Annotated in this window: 14 protein-coding genes and 1 pseudogene; 4 read left to right on the forward strand and 11 right to left on the reverse strand. The window is 69.3% G+C overall.

All coding sequences use genetic code 11. The features are described from left to right. The 3 genes and pseudogenes from tnpB to BMG523DRAFT_RS06930 all read right to left on the reverse strand — a co-directional run. Positions 1-960, reverse strand: a 960-nt coding sequence (tnpB, locus tag BMG523DRAFT_RS06920; RefSeq protein ID WP_043590695.1) for an IS607 family element RNA-guided endonuclease TnpB, incomplete at its 3' end; no start/stop codon positions are given. Continuing rightward, on the reverse strand, positions 957-1,529 hold the full coding sequence (locus BMG523DRAFT_RS06925) for an IS607 family transposase (RefSeq protein WP_035909610.1): 573 nt from the start codon (positions 1,527-1,529) through the stop codon (positions 957-959). The genes BMG523DRAFT_RS06925 and tnpB, both read right to left, overlap by 4 nt. Positions 1,530-1,599: 70 nt before the next feature. Continuing rightward, a pseudogene (locus BMG523DRAFT_RS06930) lies at positions 1,600-1,827 on the reverse strand (protease); the annotation flags it as partial. Between the two features lie 344 nt (positions 1,828-2,171). Here BMG523DRAFT_RS06930 and BMG523DRAFT_RS06935 point away from each other — a divergent pair. Further along, positions 2,172-3,074 carry a TerB family tellurite resistance protein gene (locus BMG523DRAFT_RS06935; protein WP_011437812.1) on the forward strand — a complete coding sequence of 301 codons (903 nt, stop codon included), beginning with the start codon at positions 2,172-2,174 and terminating at the stop codon, positions 3,072-3,074. A gap of 203 nt (positions 3,075-3,277) precedes the next feature. Here BMG523DRAFT_RS06935 and BMG523DRAFT_RS06940 read toward each other — a convergent pair whose 3' ends face one another. Beyond that, the gene (locus BMG523DRAFT_RS06940) at positions 3,278-3,751 is read right to left on the reverse strand and encodes an SCP2 sterol-binding domain-containing protein (RefSeq protein WP_011437813.1); all 474 of its coding nucleotides are present in this window, start codon (positions 3,749-3,751) and stop codon (positions 3,278-3,280) included. A gap of 185 nt (positions 3,752-3,936) precedes the next feature. On the opposite strand from BMG523DRAFT_RS06940, the gene BMG523DRAFT_RS06945 reads away from it, so the two are divergent. Together BMG523DRAFT_RS06945 and BMG523DRAFT_RS26310 are read left to right on the forward strand one after the other, a co-directional pair. Further along, positions 3,937-4,782: an aminotransferase class IV family protein gene (locus BMG523DRAFT_RS06945; RefSeq protein WP_011437814.1), complete on the forward strand. Its 846-nt coding sequence runs from the start codon at positions 3,937-3,939 to the stop codon at positions 4,780-4,782. Positions 4,783-5,132: 350 nt separating this feature from the next. After that, positions 5,133-6,629 carry a hypothetical protein gene (locus BMG523DRAFT_RS26310; protein ID WP_235186958.1) on the forward strand — a complete coding sequence of 499 codons (1,497 nt, stop codon included), beginning with the start codon at positions 5,133-5,135 and terminating at the stop codon, positions 6,627-6,629. Here the strand turns inward: BMG523DRAFT_RS26310 and BMG523DRAFT_RS06955 are convergent. The 7 genes from BMG523DRAFT_RS06955 to BMG523DRAFT_RS06985 form a co-directional block, all read right to left on the reverse strand. After that, positions 6,550-7,932: a toll/interleukin-1 receptor domain-containing protein gene (locus BMG523DRAFT_RS06955; RefSeq protein ID WP_043590698.1), complete on the reverse strand. Its 1,383-nt coding sequence runs from the start codon at positions 7,930-7,932 to the stop codon at positions 6,550-6,552. The two genes, BMG523DRAFT_RS26310 and BMG523DRAFT_RS06955, sit on opposite strands and share 80 nt — an antisense overlap. A gap of 55 nt (positions 7,933-7,987) precedes the next feature. Continuing rightward, a complete protein-coding gene (locus BMG523DRAFT_RS06960) occupies positions 7,988-9,502 on the reverse strand; it encodes a cation:proton antiporter (RefSeq protein WP_023840335.1) in 1,515 nt (504 codons plus the stop codon). A gap of 416 nt (positions 9,503-9,918) precedes the next feature. Continuing rightward, positions 9,919-10,908, reverse strand: a complete 990-nt coding sequence (locus BMG523DRAFT_RS06965; protein WP_011437820.1) for a malate dehydrogenase — start codon at positions 10,906-10,908, stop codon at positions 9,919-9,921. Between the two features lie 209 nt (positions 10,909-11,117). Continuing rightward, positions 11,118-12,395 carry an ABC transporter substrate-binding protein gene (locus BMG523DRAFT_RS06970; protein ID WP_011437821.1) on the reverse strand — a complete coding sequence of 426 codons (1,278 nt, stop codon included), beginning with the start codon at positions 12,393-12,395 and terminating at the stop codon, positions 11,118-11,120. Positions 12,396-12,583: 188 nt separating this feature from the next. Continuing rightward, positions 12,584-13,054, reverse strand: coding sequence for a heme-binding protein (locus BMG523DRAFT_RS06975; protein WP_043590699.1), 471 nt, complete (start codon positions 13,052-13,054; stop codon positions 12,584-12,586). Positions 13,055-13,243: 189 nt separating this feature from the next. Further along, positions 13,244-14,017, reverse strand: a complete 774-nt coding sequence (locus BMG523DRAFT_RS06980) for a hypothetical protein (protein ID WP_011437823.1) — start codon at positions 14,015-14,017, stop codon at positions 13,244-13,246. A gap of 185 nt (positions 14,018-14,202) precedes the next feature. After that, positions 14,203-14,439, reverse strand: coding sequence for a DUF397 domain-containing protein (locus BMG523DRAFT_RS06985; RefSeq protein WP_011437824.1), 237 nt, complete (start codon positions 14,437-14,439; stop codon positions 14,203-14,205). A gap of 1,261 nt (positions 14,440-15,700) precedes the next feature. Here BMG523DRAFT_RS06985 and BMG523DRAFT_RS06990 point away from each other — a divergent pair. After that, positions 15,701-16,567, forward strand: coding sequence for a helix-turn-helix transcriptional regulator (locus tag BMG523DRAFT_RS06990; RefSeq protein ID WP_011437825.1), 867 nt, complete (start codon positions 15,701-15,703; stop codon positions 16,565-16,567). The last annotated feature ends 36 nt before the right edge of the window (positions 16,568-16,603 follow it).

Consider the following 16,603-nt stretch of genomic DNA (forward strand, 5'->3'; position numbering starts at 1 on the left):
GGCGACCGCGCGGGCGAGCCGCCGGTTACGGACCATCCCGGCGACGTGCAGATCTTCGACGACGACCGTGTCGTGGGACCGGGCGAGCCGGGTCGTGAGCTTGTGCAGCCCGTTGTGGCGCTGGTTCGCGACCCGGACATGGATCGTCGCGAGCTGGGCGGCGCGCTGCCGCCGCCCAGCGCTGCCCGGCTTCGACCGGGCGTGGGCCCGCGACGCCCGGCGCAGTCGCCGTTCGGCCCGCTGGTAGTGCTTCGGGTTGGGAACGGTCTGCCCGGTCGACAGAACGGCGAGGTGCTTCACGCCGAGGTCGACGCCCACCGGGCCGCCCGCGCGTTGCCGTCGCGACGGCCGCTCGGGAACGTCGCGGTCGACCTCGACGGTGAACGACACGAACCAGCGGTCAGCAGTCCGGGACACGGTCACGCCGAGCAGCCGCGCCCGTCCGTCGGCCAGCCGACCGGTCAGGGCGCCCATCGGCTCGTGGACCTTCACCCGCCCGATCCGGGGCAGCTTCACGTAGGTCTCGTCAGCCGGGCCGTAGGCGCCGGTGGTGTACCGGAACGAGTCACGGGCCCTCCCGCGCTTCTTGAACCTGGGAAAGCCGACCCGCCGGCCCTTCCGCTTCCCTTGCCGGGAGTCGGTGACGTTCTTCAACCCGCGGGCAAGCTGGTCGAGCCCGGCGCGGAACGCCTCCTTCGAGCACTCGTCCCACCATGGGGCGATGTCCCGCTTGACCGCGTTCCACGCGAGGCGCAGCGCGGGGAGCGTCCACGGGACGGGGGTGAGCAGGTCGCCCGTCAGCCCGTAGGACTGCTCGGCGTCACGCTGGGCGTGCGCGGCCTTCACCCGGGCCAGGCCCCAGTTGTAGGCGAACCTCGACGCCCCGGCGTGGCGGCGGATACCGGCGAGCTGGGCCTGGTTCGGGTCGAGGGCGAAGCGGTACGCCTGGAGCGTCGTCACTCGCCAGCCTCGGTGGCGGCGGCGACGGCGCGGGCGGCCCGGTTCGCCGCGGCCCGACGACCGTACAGCCGGGCGCACAGCGACGTCAGGATCTCGGTGACGTCGCCCACCAGGTCGTCGTCGACCTCGCCCGGGTCGACCACCAGCAGATGCCGGCCCTGCGCCGACAGCGCCGCCTCGACATACTCGGCGCCGAACCGGGCAAACCGGTCCCGGTGCTCGACGACGATCGTCGTCACGGCCGGGTCGCGCAGCAGGCCGAGGAACTTCCGCCGATGACCGTTGAGCGCCGACCCGACCTCGGTCACGACCCTGCCGACAGCCAGGTTCTGGCTGGCCGCCCAGGTGACGATCCTGGCGACCTGCCGGTCAAGGTCCGGCTTCTGGTCAGCGGACGACACCCGGGCGTACACCACCGCGACGGGGCGCCCGGCCGGCACGGTGGGTTCGTCGACGAGTACCAGCCCACCGACCTTGCGGGCAGGGACCGGGAGCAGGCCGTCGCGGTACCAGCGCCGCGCCGTGGTGTACCCGACGCCGTTCGCGGCGGCCCACTCCTTAAGGTTCACACGAACATCATACGACGCCATCAGAGGCCATCAGACGCCATCGGACGCTGATTCGGCAGCAGCTTTCATCCCCCAGGCTCTGCGCGGTGAAGAACCCGAAGATCGGTACGACGAGGCCGAGCGCGGAGTAGACGCCACAGATCCGGTGCAGCACGCGGACGATCCCGGCAGCACGCTCGTCGCCCGGGGAGGTCAGCGCCAGGCGCGCAGCCGGGGCGAACATGCTGGCGGCCACGGTGACCGGTCCGATCGCGAGGATCGCGGCCAGGACATGCACGCTGAGCAGAAACTTGGTCACGGTATGCCTCTCAGGATCGGCCTAGGATCGGGCGCGGACGGTCTGGATACGGATCCGGTGGCGCCGCGCCCACGCCTCGGCGCTAAGGTCCGGACGGCTCGACGTCCTAGCCGCCACAGACACCATCATCCTTCCGAGACTGGCCGATCCCACCCCACCACTGGCCGCGGACCTGCGCGACGCCCGGCGGTCTACGGCGGCACGCGGCACCCGGACCGAGCGGTCACGCCGGCAGCGCAGATGAGTAGTTCCGGACCGCCGCGTCCACTCGCTCCGCCATCTGGTGGATGATGGTGCCTGCGCGTAACCCGCCTTGTGCCGTGCGTCTTCAGGAGGCTTTCGGTATGCCTTTGCAGGCTGCTATTCGGCTTGATGTTCGGCTTCTCGTACGGATTGACGACCGCATTCTCCTCGCTCGCCCGCCGGGAGAAGCCTGGCATGTCCTTCCGGGCGGTCCGGTGGCGGCGGGAGAGAGCACGGACGACGCTCTCGAACGGCAGGTAGGCCGCCTCGCCGGCCCTCGGACGATCTCCCGGCAGTTCATCGGGGCGGTCGAGCACGACGGAACCATCACCGGCCACTCACCTGAATCCGCAACCGATCACGTGCTCAGTATCATGTTCGCCGGCTTCTGGCCGTCCGACATCCCGACGCCGTCACGCTGGGGGGAGCACACGCTGGTTCCGGTTAACATCAACGTGCTCCTCGCGACACGCCTGCGCCCGCTATCGATGGCCGAGGTGGTACGTCGCTGGCTCGCCGAAGGCTGGCCGCTCTGGCGCGGCCTCGATCCCGCCGTCGGCAACCGGCGGCTGCCCTCCCTGGCCTCACTGCGCGCGCAGCTGTTCGCCCGTCGGGAGGAGCTGCGCAGCCTCACTTTCCGGGACGCCGCCGTGGCGATCTGTGCCCTCGTCACCGCGGCCGATGGTCGCATCGATCCGGCGGAACGCGAGGGACTACTCGGCTTCATCGCCACGGATCCGGTGATGTCCCAGTTTCCCGAACAGGACGTGGAACGGCTCTTCGATGAACATCTGAGCCGTCTCACCGCAGACTTCGCCGCCGGCAAACAGGCCGCGCTGGCCGACATCGCCAAGGTGCGGGGGCGGGTGACGGAAGCCGCCGCCGTGGTGCGCATCGGGCAGGTGATCGGCCTGGTTGACGGCGAGTTCGTCGCCAGCGAGCGGGCCGTGGTGCGGGAGGCCGCCCTCGCCCTCGGCCTGAACACCGCCGAGTTCGCCCTGTGAGGGGCGGGCCGGCGCCGGTTGAACGACGTCGCCGACCCGTCCGCTCATGGCCTCCTCGGCTGGCCTTCCCAGCTGACCTCCTCGGCGCGACGGCACAGAGCGGCCACGTCGGCCCCGGCGGGCAACTCGTACTCCCGAACGTCCAGCACCGGCCGCACCAGCCGGCACCTCATCGTGGCGGCACCGGTGGGGACCGCCGCCGGTCAGCTCTCCTTCTTGATCTCAAACCAAGACAGGATCCTGCCTCCGAACTTCAGGTCACCATCAATCTTGATCTTTCTGGTGAGGAAGAGCTTGGCCCCGCTGGCCTGACCGGAGACCACCCGAACGAAGCGGACACGATCCGTGATAATGGTCAGCGTCTGCTCCCCCGCGGATTCACTCGGGGTCCCGGTGGCGGGCGGTGTCGCCAGAGTGCAGACACCGTCGGCGACCCGCAGCTCGTAGGTGCGCACGGCGCCGCCCGGTCCACCGTTGAGCACGAATCGGACCAGAGCGTTCTCTTCTTGTGCCTGCTCTGGGCGGAAGGTGTCGCGCATCTGCCGGAAGACCTCGTCCAGCACCGCGTCACCGGCCGGCCCACCCAGCAGGTCGGAGACCTCACGCTCCGACATAGCGGGCAGACCGCTGACGAGTTTCGCCGGGTCGGCCGTGGAATCGACGGCAAGATCGGACATAGCCACACTCCTTTGCGTTCGTGTTGGCGTTCGTGGGCGGCAGCCTGTCGGCAGCACGCACGAGCACGCTAGCGAAGACGACACGGCGGCGGTTCCGTGGGCGACGCAACCGGAACATCGCGCGTGACGGCCCAGCCACGGACGGCCCAGCCCACGGAACCGCCGCCCGCCGGCGGGTCACTATCGTGGCCAAGGTGGTCACTCCCACACTTCGACGCGTCGAAATCGACGGGCACCCCGTTCCCCTCGATGAGCCACACCGCCTAGCCCTGCTCCCCCACGGCCACTTCACAGTGCTGCAGGTGCGAGCCGGTCGGGCCCGGGGCCTGCGGTGGCATCTCGCCCGGCTGAATGAGGCGAACCAGGAGCTCTACGGCGAGCCTCTGGACGGCGAGCTGGTTCGCCACCGCATCCGGCAGGCACTGTACGCCACCGAGACGGCCGCCGCCGGCTCCGAGGCCACGGCGACAGCCGCCACCACGCTGGATGCCACGGTCCGGATTGTCGTCACCGAGCAGCCGGACGGCGCAGGGGTGCGCGTCATTGTCGCGATCGGCGAACCGGCAACCATGCCGACCACCCCACAACGGCTGCGGTCAGTGCCGTACCTGCGCCCGTTCGCCCACCTCAAGCATCTCGGGACGTTCGCGCAGATCCAGCACGGCCGGCTCGTCCGCCGTGACGGCTACGACGACGCCCTGTTGACCGCCCCCGGCGGGCTCGTCGCGGAGGGCGCAATGACCAACATCGGTTTCTTCGATGGCAACATGATCGTCTGGCCAGACGCTCCCGCCCTGCGCGGAGTCACCATGACGCTGTTGGAGCAGGCACCGGCGGACGGCGGCCCGCCCAGCGTACGGGCCCCCGTGCGACTGGCGGATCTGGCGGGCCGAGGCCGCCTTCGTCACCAACTCACGCGGGATCGCGCCCGTCCGGCCATCGACGGCCACCTCTTCGCGGGATCCGAATGGCTCATGACGACGCTTACCCGCCGCTACGACGCGGTGCCATGGGATCCGAATGGCTCATGACGACGCTTACCCGCCGCTACGACGCGGTGCCATGGGATCCGATCTGAGCCAGGTCGACGGCGTCCCACATGCCCGGATGCTCCTGCGGAGGCCTGAGGACCGCGTCCACCCCGACCATACGTCCACCCCGGTCTTCGTATTTCCCGAGAGACAATGAATAGCATTTTTCAGAATTATAAAAATATAGCGAGATACCAGAGATACCACGACCTGGCCGCGGCGAGAGCGCCGGAATGGATTTCCGCGCGGCGGGTCGCCGGATACTGTCGGCATGCCCCGCTATTTTTACTTTCTTCCGATGAAATCTGGCTCCGGACCCATCCCGCTGTCCGTGAAGGAACACCGCAACGATGCCGCTTGCCTCAGCCCGGCTCCTGGTAGCGCTCCTGCTGCACGAACAGCACCGCGTCGAGCCCGCGGGTGTGCCTCTCCGTTACCCCTCCCCGCCTCCCGCGGAACGCCATCTCATCGGCGCGGCGACGGCGCTCGCCGCCGGCCGGGCGAAAGGAGCACTGCGGGAGTTGCGGCAGAGCGAACACGACCCGACCGACCCCGATCACATGGCGGCGCACGAGGCGCTCTACCTCGCCGCGCTGGCTCTCGACCTCAACTGGTCCCCTGATGACGTCGGCGTCGTCCGAGCCTGGGCCACGAGGACGTTCGCTCCGCCTCCGGCCGGCTTGGCCAAACCAGCCGGGCCGTCGCGAACCATGACGGACGCCCCGCTGATCGCCTGGACAACGCAGGTCATCTCCCGTCAACGGCACGCGCTGCTCGAACCGACGACCGCGGTCATCTGCGTGCTCGGCGCCGCGATCATCCCCGGCATTCGGGTGGCGCGGGCACAACTGGCCCTGACCGGTCTCCGCGTCGACCACCGCGAAACCGGCCGGAGGCACGAGCCCGGCCCCCATCACATCCCCCATCACATCCCCCATCGCATGTCCTATCGCCTGCCCCATCACGTGGTCGTGCACGGTCACGGCGCCGATCCGCCGCGCGCCGCACGGACCGCCGACCCTGCCGGAACACTCGTAATGCAGGCCCTGGCCACGGCTGATCTCTTCGTCACCCATCTCGACGAGCTTCCGGTGCCACAGGCGGCGGCGTACGCGCGGATCCTGCGGGCGGATCTGCTGTTCCGGGCGAACCAGGAGGCCGAGGCCGGCATGGCGTTGGACGCGGTCGAGGCCGGCGCCGGGTCCGACCACGCGACACTGGCCCATGCGGCGCTGGTGCGCGGCGACTGGGCCGGCTTCCCGGACGGCGGGGCGCAGACGCTCGGCCGTCGGCCCGGCGGGAGCCGGGTCATCCGGTCGCGAACGGCCTATCCGGAACGCGCGGAGGAACTGTGGCAGCGGGCCCTGACCGCCTACGGGCGCGCCGGGTCGGAGGGCGGGCGCGCCGCCGGACTGCTCCGGCTGGCCGGGGCGCCGACGGCGGCAGGCCGGCCGATCCTGCGCAGGGCCCGGATCGACGAGGCGGCCCGGCGCGCCCGGACAGCCGGCAACGAGGCGCTGACCTGGCTGGCGAGAGTGCAGAGCCAGGCCGAGCAGGCGGTTGCCGGAGAACCGTCCGCAGCGGGACTGCGGGCCATGATGACGGCGCTGGCCGACTGGTCCAGGCTGGAGGGAAGCACGAGTTACGGCCGCGGGCTCGGCCGACTGCTGATCGACGCCGGCACCGCTGGTGACCCCGATACCGGCACCGCTGGTGACTCCGACGACGTCGAGGCGGCGGACCGCGAGGATCCCGGCCGGCGGCCGGTCAGGATCGCTGCCCGGGGAAGGGTGGCGGAGTCGACGGCCGGGAACCGCGGCCGTTCAGGGACCGGACGATCTGCCTGACCAGTTCAAGCTCCGCCGCCGCACCGTCCTTCTTGTCGACGAGATCGATGTAGCTGATGCCGCGCAACAGCCCGGCCGGGTCACAGGTCTCGACGCGGATCGGAATCAGCGTGCGCTTCACGCCGTTGGGATCCGCCTGCCAGGCCGCCTGCATCTTCTCCGAGGCCAGGTAGCTCTTCGACAGCACGGCGAGGGTACGCCGGGACTGCGAGATCCCTTCATGCAGCAGACCGATCTCGTGCTCACCGGGCAGCGCGTCGAGGGCCGCCAGATGCACCGAATGACCACGGCCTTCCAACACGCGGGCAATCCAGGAGCCCCAGGCCTCATCGGACGGATCCGCGGAGATGAGGAAGTCCCACTTCCCGTCCGCGACCGGCCCCTGATCGGAGCCGTTCGACGGGGTCCGCACCACCGGAAACGGGCGCCCCGGCAGCGTGATCCACGCGAGGCCCTCGTACTTGCCCGCCACCGACACCTCGACTCGGCGGTACTGCGCCGGGTCGAGATCCCGCAGCCGCCCGGCCACCGTACTGTGGTAGAACTCGGACGACAGGACGAGTGCCAGTTCCGCGTCCCTGTCCTGTTCCAGCAACTGCCGGACGGGGTCCGCGTCGACCAGCCGGGCTGCGACCACCGCCGCGTCGCCGACGAAACCACTGCCGCCGATACCCACCTCGCCTTGGTGCAGGGCCAACCGCAACCGGATTCGGCCGGTCTCGTCACGCCCCCGGTTGTAGGTCCGCAGCGCGATCCGCAGTTCCCGGACGAACTCGGTCGCGAGGACAGCCTTGGGAGCGTCGGCGGCCACGGCCGCAAGAAAGCCGTCGCCGCGATCCTGGCGCAGCCGGATCGACCGGGGAGGCAGGCCGGCGCCTCCGACCGCCTCATCGACGATCCGGCGCAGCCCCTCCCGCCAGCTCGCCTGCGTCGCGATGTCCTGACGGCTGTAGTGCCTGGCATCCAGGCAGAAGACGCTGACATGCCGCGGGACGCCGTCCTCCCACGGGGCGCCCTCGCCACGGGAAACACCGTCCTCCCGGACGGCGTCGGCGAAGATCCGGTTGCCCCGATAGTCCCGATGCGCCTCGGTGAGGATGCGCCTCCGGCCGTCCGGCAACAGGCCGTTCTCCAACAGCGACGCGAGTTCGGACCAGAACTCGAACGACGACTCACCCGGGTAGAACTGCGGATGGTGCCGACGCGCCAGCCCGGCACGTTCCAACAGATGAGTCGCCTTCATCTGGTTGGTAAAAGTGGCGGAAAGCGCCTCGATCTCCGCCTCGGTCAGCCGGTCCGTCACGAGTCCCCCGTAGGCATGCCCGCAGAAATCCGGCGACGCGACGGTAGGTGGTCCGTCAGCCGGCGGATTCGTCCTCGAATTCTAACCCGTCCCTACCCGTTGTATTGGATGGGTTCACCGACCTTCGGTATCGTGCGCGGGACCGAGCCGCGGGGAGCGTCCGGGTCTCGCGACGGGTGATGACACCCGCCTCCGCGGCACCGACGCCACCGGCACCGCTCGCATGGTGACCGTCCAGCACAAGGCGACGCTGTTCCTCGGCCGCGGTCTGCTCGACCTGTCGCATGGCGCGGCGCAGGATCGGCGGAGCCATGACCGACGTGACGATCGCGACCAGAACGATGATCGTGTACGTCTCGGTGGAGAGCACCCCCAGCCGCACGCCGACGCTGGCCACCACGATCTCGATGACTCCCCGCGCGTTCATGCCGGCGCCCAGAGCGAGACCCTCCCAGGGGGTCAGCCGACTGGCCCGGGCCCCCGCGTACACACCGGCAAACTTGCCGAAGACCGCGACCGCGAGCACGATCACCGCCGCGAGCAGAACCCGGGTTTCACTCAGAGCAGTGAGATCGACACGCAGGCCCGCCGTCGCGAAGAAGATGGGCGCAAGCACCGCCATCACCACGATTCGCAACGGGGCGACACTGGCATGATCCACCAGGCCGGACGACCCGAGGACGACCCCGCCCAGGAAGGCGCCGAACACCGCCTCCAGCTCCAACGCCTGCGTCCCGGCCGCCGACGCGAGCACCAGCACGGCCACGAAGGCCACGACCGACCCGCTCCTGGCGCCGGGATCGGCGCCAGCCCCGGCCCCGGCACCACTCGTGGCAATGATCCGTCCCAGCACGGCCCGGACGACGACCCGGCCGATCGTCAACGCGAAGATCCCCACCCCGAGGACGTAAAGCACCGACAACGCCGTGTCGCCCGCCCGGACACCGGTGGTCGCCATCGCGGACACGACCGCCAGCATCAGCCAGCCAACGGCGTCATCGATGACCCCGCCGGCCAGCGCGAGCTGCCCGACCTCCCGATGGGTCAGACGCATCTCCATGAGCGTCTTCGCCATCACCGGGATGGCGCTCACGCACATCGCCACCCCGAGGAACAGCGCGAAGACCGTCCGGTCGCCGTCGGGGCCCAGCAGGGAGGACGGCATCAGCACGCCGGTGACGATCCCGAAACCCAACGGCAGGAGCAACCCACCGAGGCTGATCCGGGCGACGGTGAGACTGCGCCGGCGGATGATCCGCGTATCAATCTCGAACCCGCTGAGCGCGACCAGGAAGAGGACACCGAGCTGTCCCACCGCGTCGAGCAGGTGGAACTGCGCGGCGTCACGCGGAAGAAACCAGTCCGAGAAGGTCGGCCACAGCGTTCCGAGCAACGACGGGCCGAGGAGCACGCCGACGCAGAGCTCACCGACGATGGCAGGCATCCGCAGGCGCACGGCGACACGTCCGAGCAGAATTGCCAGACTGAGCAGCATGGCGAGCTGAAGCAGGAACAGCAACAGGGAATGCGGCGGGATCGAGGGGACGGGCCGAGTGGACGTGAGGGACAATGTCTCTCCTCGGACGTCTCGCCACCATTGACGGCGGCGAGGGCTCCAGGCCGACGTCCGACGACCGGCAGGCGCATCGGCGACAGGCCAGCCGAGAGCCGGAATCACGGATACCGGATACCGGATACCGGATACCTCGTCATCCCCCGTCGCCCCCGTCGCCCGCGCGCCTGCGATTCGGTCGGCTGACGCCGCGGGCACCGGCACTGGTACCGGCGTCCCTCAAGAAGAAACCACAACGGACGCCGGAAAGTCCGCCGTTCGTGTCATCTCCCGCCGCATCCGCCGCCTGACACGGAGCCGTGGAGGGATAATCACGTTTCCGGGCCGGCAACCGTGACCGACCCTCCACACGTCCCTCCGCTCCGCCGGCCTGCGCAGGCTTCACCGGCCTGCGCAGGCGGGGAGAAATCGGCTCAGATGAGGCCGAGCGCGCGGACCGCCTCCCGCTCCTCGGCCAGCTCACGCACCGAGGCGTCGATCTTCTCCCGGGAGAAGGCGTCGAGCTCCAGACCCTGCACGATCTCGAACCGGCCGCCGGACGCGGTGACCGGGAACGAGGAGATGAGCCCCTCGGGCACCCCGTAGGAGCCGTCGGACGGGATCGCCGCCGAGGTCCAGTCGCCCGCCGGGGTGCCGTTGACCCAGGTGAAGATGTGGTCGATGGCCGCGGAGGCGGCCGACGCCGCGGACGAGGCGCCGCGGACCTCAATGATCTCGGCGCCCCGCTTGGCGACCCGCGGGATGAACTCGTCGGCAATCCATGCCTGGTCGCCGACCGCCTCGGCGCCGCTGCGCCCGCCCACCTCGGCGTGGAAGATGTCCGGGTACTGGGTAGCCGAGTGGTTACCCCAGATCGTGATCTTCTTGATCTCGGCGCTGGGCACGCCGAGTTTCTTGGCGAGCTGCGCGATCGCGCGGTTGTGGTCAAGCCGAGTCATCGCGGTGAACCGCTCGGCGGGCACGTCCGGAGCGTGCGTCTGGGCGATGAGCGCATTGGTGTTGGCCGGGTTTCCGACGACGAGGACCCTGATGTCCTCGGCGGCACCACTGTTGATCGCCTCGCCCTGCGGCTTGAAGATCCCGCCGTTGGCGGACAGCAGGTCGCCACGCTCCATGCCCTTGGTCCGCGGGCGTGCGCCGACGAGGAGGGCCACATTAGTGCCCTCGAAGGCCCGCTTGGCGTCGTCGAACACGTCCACCCCCGCCAGTAGCGGGAAGGCGCTGTCCTCGAGCTCCAGCGCCGTGCCCTCCGCCGCCCGCACGGCCTGCGGGATCTCCAACAGACGCAACTTCACCGGCGTGTCCGCACCCAGCAGCTGGCCCGACGCGATGCGGAACAGCAGCGCGTAGCCGATCTGACCGGCAGCGCCGGTTACGGTGACGTTGACGGGCGTTGAGCTCACTGGCTTCTCCTGGTGCAGATCACGGAAGATCGGGGTGCGGCCCGTGTCGTCCTCGTAACGATCCCGAGCCGGCCGGGTAACCGGTCCTGGAGCTGGAACGTCTTCTGCCGCCCCAGCGATGCTAGTCCGAGGCTAGTCCGAAGTTCTTGGTCAGGAGGCACGGGCGGCGCGGACGCGGCTCACATCGCGGCGCCACGATGGGGCACGTGCTACCGGCCGATCTCGGTCCCGCACCGTGGTACGGGCGGGACCAGCGCGAAACGTTTCGCGTCCGCGGTGACCTGAAGGAAGGTGTAGCAACGGTTGATCTGCCCGAAATGGGTGGCGAAGTTGACGGGGACGGGCAGCAACCCGTCCGCGTCATAGCCGCGCACCGCCCGCAGGCCCCTGATGAACGTCTCCCGGCTGGGGCATGGCCCGGCGGCCACCAGACCGCGCAGGAACATGTCCGCCGAGATCCACCCGGACAGGGCCGCCTGCTGGGCCGGCGGGGACACCTGGGGCGCGTACTCCAGCATGGCCTGCAGGAACCGCTGGTGAGCGGGAGTCTCCTGCTCGAACGGCAGGTAGTCGACGAAGCTGTAGACCCCGGCCAGCACTCCGCCGAACAATTGCAGGAGACGCTGGTCGTAGCCGGTGGGCGACAGGATGACCCGCAGATCCGCCCGGGCCGCCCGGGCGCCCAGGACCACCTGGCCGAAGGCGGCGCCGGTGACGGCGCCGACCAGGACGTCCGCGCCGCTGTCGCGCACCTTCCGGCCGATGCCCGGGATGTCGATCGGCCCGGTCGCGTCGATCCGGCCGAGCACCCGCACCCCGGCCGCGGCGAGGCTCAACGCCATCTTGTCGGCGAGGGTCACGGAGGTCGCCGAGAACCCGGACTGGGCGATGATCGCCCGGTGGCCGCCGCGCTCGGCGACGAACTCACCCCAGGTCGTGACGGACGGCCCGTCGAAGATCATATTTGAGTAGCTGAACATGTTGTCGTTATGGGTCCAGGCCGCCTCCAGCGAGGTACCGGTCACCGGTATTCGCCGGCTATTGAGATAACCGGCGGAACCACTGGCCACGGAGGTCGACTCGATGATTCCGAACACCTGGTCGTTCTCCACGAGCCCCCGGGCGGCGGCCTGGTTTCCGGCGGGATTCGAGGCGTCATCCCGCCAGACATAGACCACTTTTCGGCCATACACACCGCCCGCCTTGTCGGCCACCCCGAGCCGGGCGTCCACCCCGGCCCGGAAGGAGCGGAACAGTGACGCCGCGTTTCCGGTGTCCGGATAGAGCAGGCCGAATCTGATCGCGTCCGGAGCGACGCCCGGCGCCGCGCAGGCCGGGGACGCGGTCGGCCCGTCGGTGGAGACCCGGCAGCCGACCGCTCCCAAGCCGATCAGGAGGCTCACGAGCCCGAGCAGCGCGGCCCGGCGGTCCGCACGACGGCGCCGAGGCCGGTGCGGCCCGACTCCCAGAGCCGTGACGCTCCCCACTCCATCAAGCCTGAACCAGAAGAACCACCCTTCGATGCCATTCCGTTGATTTTGTGAGATTCACCGAAGATCGATCGCTCCCGGTTTCAGGATCCGATCCCGCTTCGGGCTCCCCACGCGGTGCCGCGTGGGGAGCGATACCGCGTGGGGGTGGGGCCCGGTCGGCCCGGTCAGTCCGGTCGGCCCGGTCAGAACGCCGCCGCGGCGGCCCGGGCGATGGCCTGGTCAAGGGGGGCGGGACCACCGCTCACCCCGACGGCCCCCACGATCACCCCGTTCCGCCACAGCGGCAGCGCACCGGGCAGACCGGTGACGACCGGTTCCGCCGGCGACGGACGCTCCCGTCCGACGCGGCCGTCACCCGTGGCAGGTGCCTCGCCGCCGGCATGCGCCTCGGCGCCGGCGTGCGCCTCGCCGCCAGCGTGTCCCTCGCCACCGGTATGACTGACCAGATGGGCCGGCGGAGCCCAGGCCCGAGCCGCGCACGCCTTGTCGACGGAGATATCCGCGGTCTCGAGCCGGGCATTGTCCATCCGGACGTGGGCAACCAGAATTCCGGCGTGGTCAACGACAGCAATGTTAACCGGTTGACCGAGGTGAACCGCATATTTCTCCCCGGCGGCGATGATCCGACGGGCGTCCTCGAGCGATACGGTCATCCGCGACTCTCCCCATAAAGCGGCGTTCCGGTGCGCTTGACCATAGGCCCTGGCTGACCGTCAGGTGGTGGAAGGCGCGCCGCGTAACCACCGTCGCGCATGGCACTCCCGAGCGGCGAACGGCAGGATAACGGCAGGATACAGGTGGACACCGGGTATCCCCGGGCCCCCGGCCGGGGAACCGGAGGGTCAGGTCGCGGCGACGAGCGGGAGGACGGCCCGGGGGCAGCGGTGGATCAACCTGCTGGAGAGATAGCCGCCGCCCAGCAGGTCCAGCAGAGCACCGGCGCCCGGATGATCCAGCCGGCCGACCCGGTGCAGGCCGCGCAGACGCAACAGACCGGGCAGGTGCGCCTCGATGGCTCGTTGGTCGGGCCGGGGAGCTCCATCGAGCCAGGTGTCGAACCGCGCGCCGGTCATGATTTCCCACACGACCGTGTCCGCGACGGCACCGGTGCCGTCGGTGACGGTCACCAGATGGGGTACCCGGATCAGATCGGCGAAGCCGCTGAGATCCGGCCGCACCCCGGCGGTGACGACGTTGTCACCGACCTCCGGCTCGCTGCCGGACCCGGGGGGGCCGCCGGGGGCGGGCGTACCGCCTGCTCCCGGCCGTCTCAGGGCATTGCGCAGATGAGAGGCGAACGCCAAGGCCAGCGCGCTGCGACCTGGCGGGCTGGCCTGAGCGTGCAGGACGATGGCGTCGACTCCCGGCGCGCGGAGCCGCTCGGCCGCCGCGCGAACCAGCCAGGCCGGCTCGACCAGGACGAAACCGACCTGCGCGCGCCGCCGCTCCTCGATGGCGTCACAGCCGCGGATGGCGTCACAGCCGCGTCCTGACGGGGTCCGCACCCTCATGGACTCGTGAATCCACTGGCAGGTGATGAGCCCGTCGGCACCGGGAAGTGAGAGGAGCGGCAGATCCTCCGAGCTGAAGATCCGTTCAGGGATCGACGTGGGCATACTGTCTCCGTCTCGCCACGCGCCCGCCCGGTCCGGCCGGGCACCGCCCCCCAGGCCACAATCGGCCGCGGTGCCCACACCGTCCACGACCCGGTGTGGGCTCCCTGCATAGGGAGCCCACACGGCGATGGAACGTACCCGCCTCGTCGAGGCTGCCGGAACCGGGAAGGCCATGACGGGCGCGACTACTGGAGCAGGTTGTCGAAGTCGCCGTCTTTGGCCCCGAGTATCAGAGCCTCGATTTCAGCTCGGGTATACACCAGAGCGGGTCCGTTTGGATGCCGAGAGTTACGGACGGCAACTTCGTCACCCGGAAGCTTCGCCATTTCGACGCAGTTTCCCTGCGAGTTGCTCCGACGACTCTTCTGCCATGTCACGCGCTGCAGTGCCGCGGCGGACATACCGCTGTAGATCTTGGTCATGTCGATCTCCTGAAGCCCCGGGAAGCCATGCCGCCACGGCCCCGACCCACGCCGTCCGCTCGCCATACCACCGACGGGCCAACCACCGACCGCCGGCCGACCGCCAGCCAAACCCACGATGGAACACCCCCCCGGAAGACCGTCCCATCATGCCAGCGTGTGCGGCTGCACGAACTTTGGCTCACGATACAGCACGGTCGGGTGCACGTGCATCAAGCGGGTGACAGATGCCCGGCCCGACGCCTCGCGCCGCCGCGGCCTCCACGCCGAACCAGCCCCGGGGCGGCCCCAGGGAAGCCCAAAGAAAGATCAAGAGAAGATCAAGGGAGCATCGACAGCTTCCGACGAAGGCGCCGAGAATGTTGATATAACTACCAAAAGCACTAAAAATCCCATCACAAGAACCATGCAGGCACCACGAATCTGCGCCCAGTCCGCCCGTGAGGCTCCGCAGAAGGACCATGGACGGGCCTCGACCCCACTAGGCGAAACGTCCGAAAAATCCGAAGAGTGACGAATCCGACCCATGCGCCAGGCACCCGTACAAGGCGGCCGCGGACCGAGCCGGGAGAAAAAGATCCCCGGTCTGGGGCGAGACGCGCGCTCACGACGGGGCACTCCGGCTCCCCGGACGACGGGAGGCCGGCCGCGCGCGACCTGACTGTGCACAAGGTCATAGCCTCGGCGTAGCGAAAACCGTGGCCCTTCCGGTCCACTCGTGGTCCCGGGGCCCGCGACATAGCTGTAAAACAACGGGGGACACCTCGACAGCACTCGACGGAGATCGTGCACCAGAACCAGCGCGGCGGCGAAGAGCGCCGGCGTGAACCCGGAGAGATCCGCGGAGGGACCGGACGGCGGAGGGACCGGACGGCGGAGGGACCGGACGGCGGAGGGGAACCCGATGGGGAGAGTGGGGGGAGGAGCGAAGAGGGGTGCAGCCGTGGAGAGTAACACTAGGAAGCACACGATCGCCGTCCAGGGGCCCGAAGTCCTCACGCCCCTGGAATCTGGCACCGTGAGAGTGGAATGTCCGGACATGTCATCGTCCACACCATTGCGCCTGCACCCGACAGCCGGGGGCACCCCTACCCCCCGTTAAACGGAGACCCGTCGTCGGCGCTCCCCGTAAGCGTGTATACAAATAATCCTCACTACGCTAAACACGCGCGTGTCACCCAGACGAGAGAACCAGCCACCCATCCGGAACCAGAAGATCGAGTATCTTACTCTTGCGTTGACCATGGCGAGGGGGCCGACCGTGACGACAGCTCAGCCGGGAAGTGGACCGACCGTACGTCGGATCCTGCTCGGCTCTCAGCTCCGTCGACTTCGCGAGGAGAAGGGCATCAGCCGGGAGACCGCCGGCTACCACATCCGCGCATCAGAGTCGAAGATCAGCCGGATGGAGCTTGGCCGCGTCAGCTTCAAAGAACGCGACGTCGCCGACCTGCTGACCTTCTATCAGGTCACGGACGATGCAGAGCGCGCCCCATTGCTGGCCCTTGTCCGGGAGGCGAACGCCGCTGGCTGGTGGCAGAACTTCAACGACGTTCTCCCGTCCTGGTTCCAGCCGTACATCGGCCTGGAGGAGGCGGCCCAGCTCATCCGGACCTACGAACTCCAGTTCATTCCGGGCCTGTTGCAGACCGAGGACTACGCCCGAGCGATCATCACGCAAGGTAGTGGTGGCCTACCAGTCGACGTCATCGAGCGCCGGGTCAGCGTGCGGCTCAACCGGCAGAAGCTGCTGTGCCGTAAGGACCCGCCACGGCTCTGGATAGTCATCGACGAGGCGGCGCTGCGTCGGCCGATCGGCGGACCGAAGGTGATGCGGGCCCAGCTCGAGCACCTCATCGCCGTGTCCGAGCTGCCGAACCTCACCCTGCAGGTGATGCCGTTCGCCTTTGGCGGCCACGCGGCGGAGGGTGGGGCCTTTACGATCCTCCGCTTCCCCGAAATGGACCTGCCGGACGTGGTCTACCTGGAGCAGCTCACCGGTTCCGCCTACCTCGACAAGCGCGAGGACGTCGACCGGTACATGGAGGTGTATAACCGGCTCAGTGTCGACAGCACGACCCCGGGTGACACTGCCGAGCTGCTACGGCGCATCATCACCGAGCTCTGAACGCGGTTCGCTCCCAGCCCGCCGACCGGCTGCCCC

This window comes from Frankia sp. BMG5.23 (assembly GCF_000685765.2).
GTDB lineage: Bacteria > Actinomycetota > Actinomycetes > Frankiales > Frankiaceae > Frankia > Frankia casuarinae.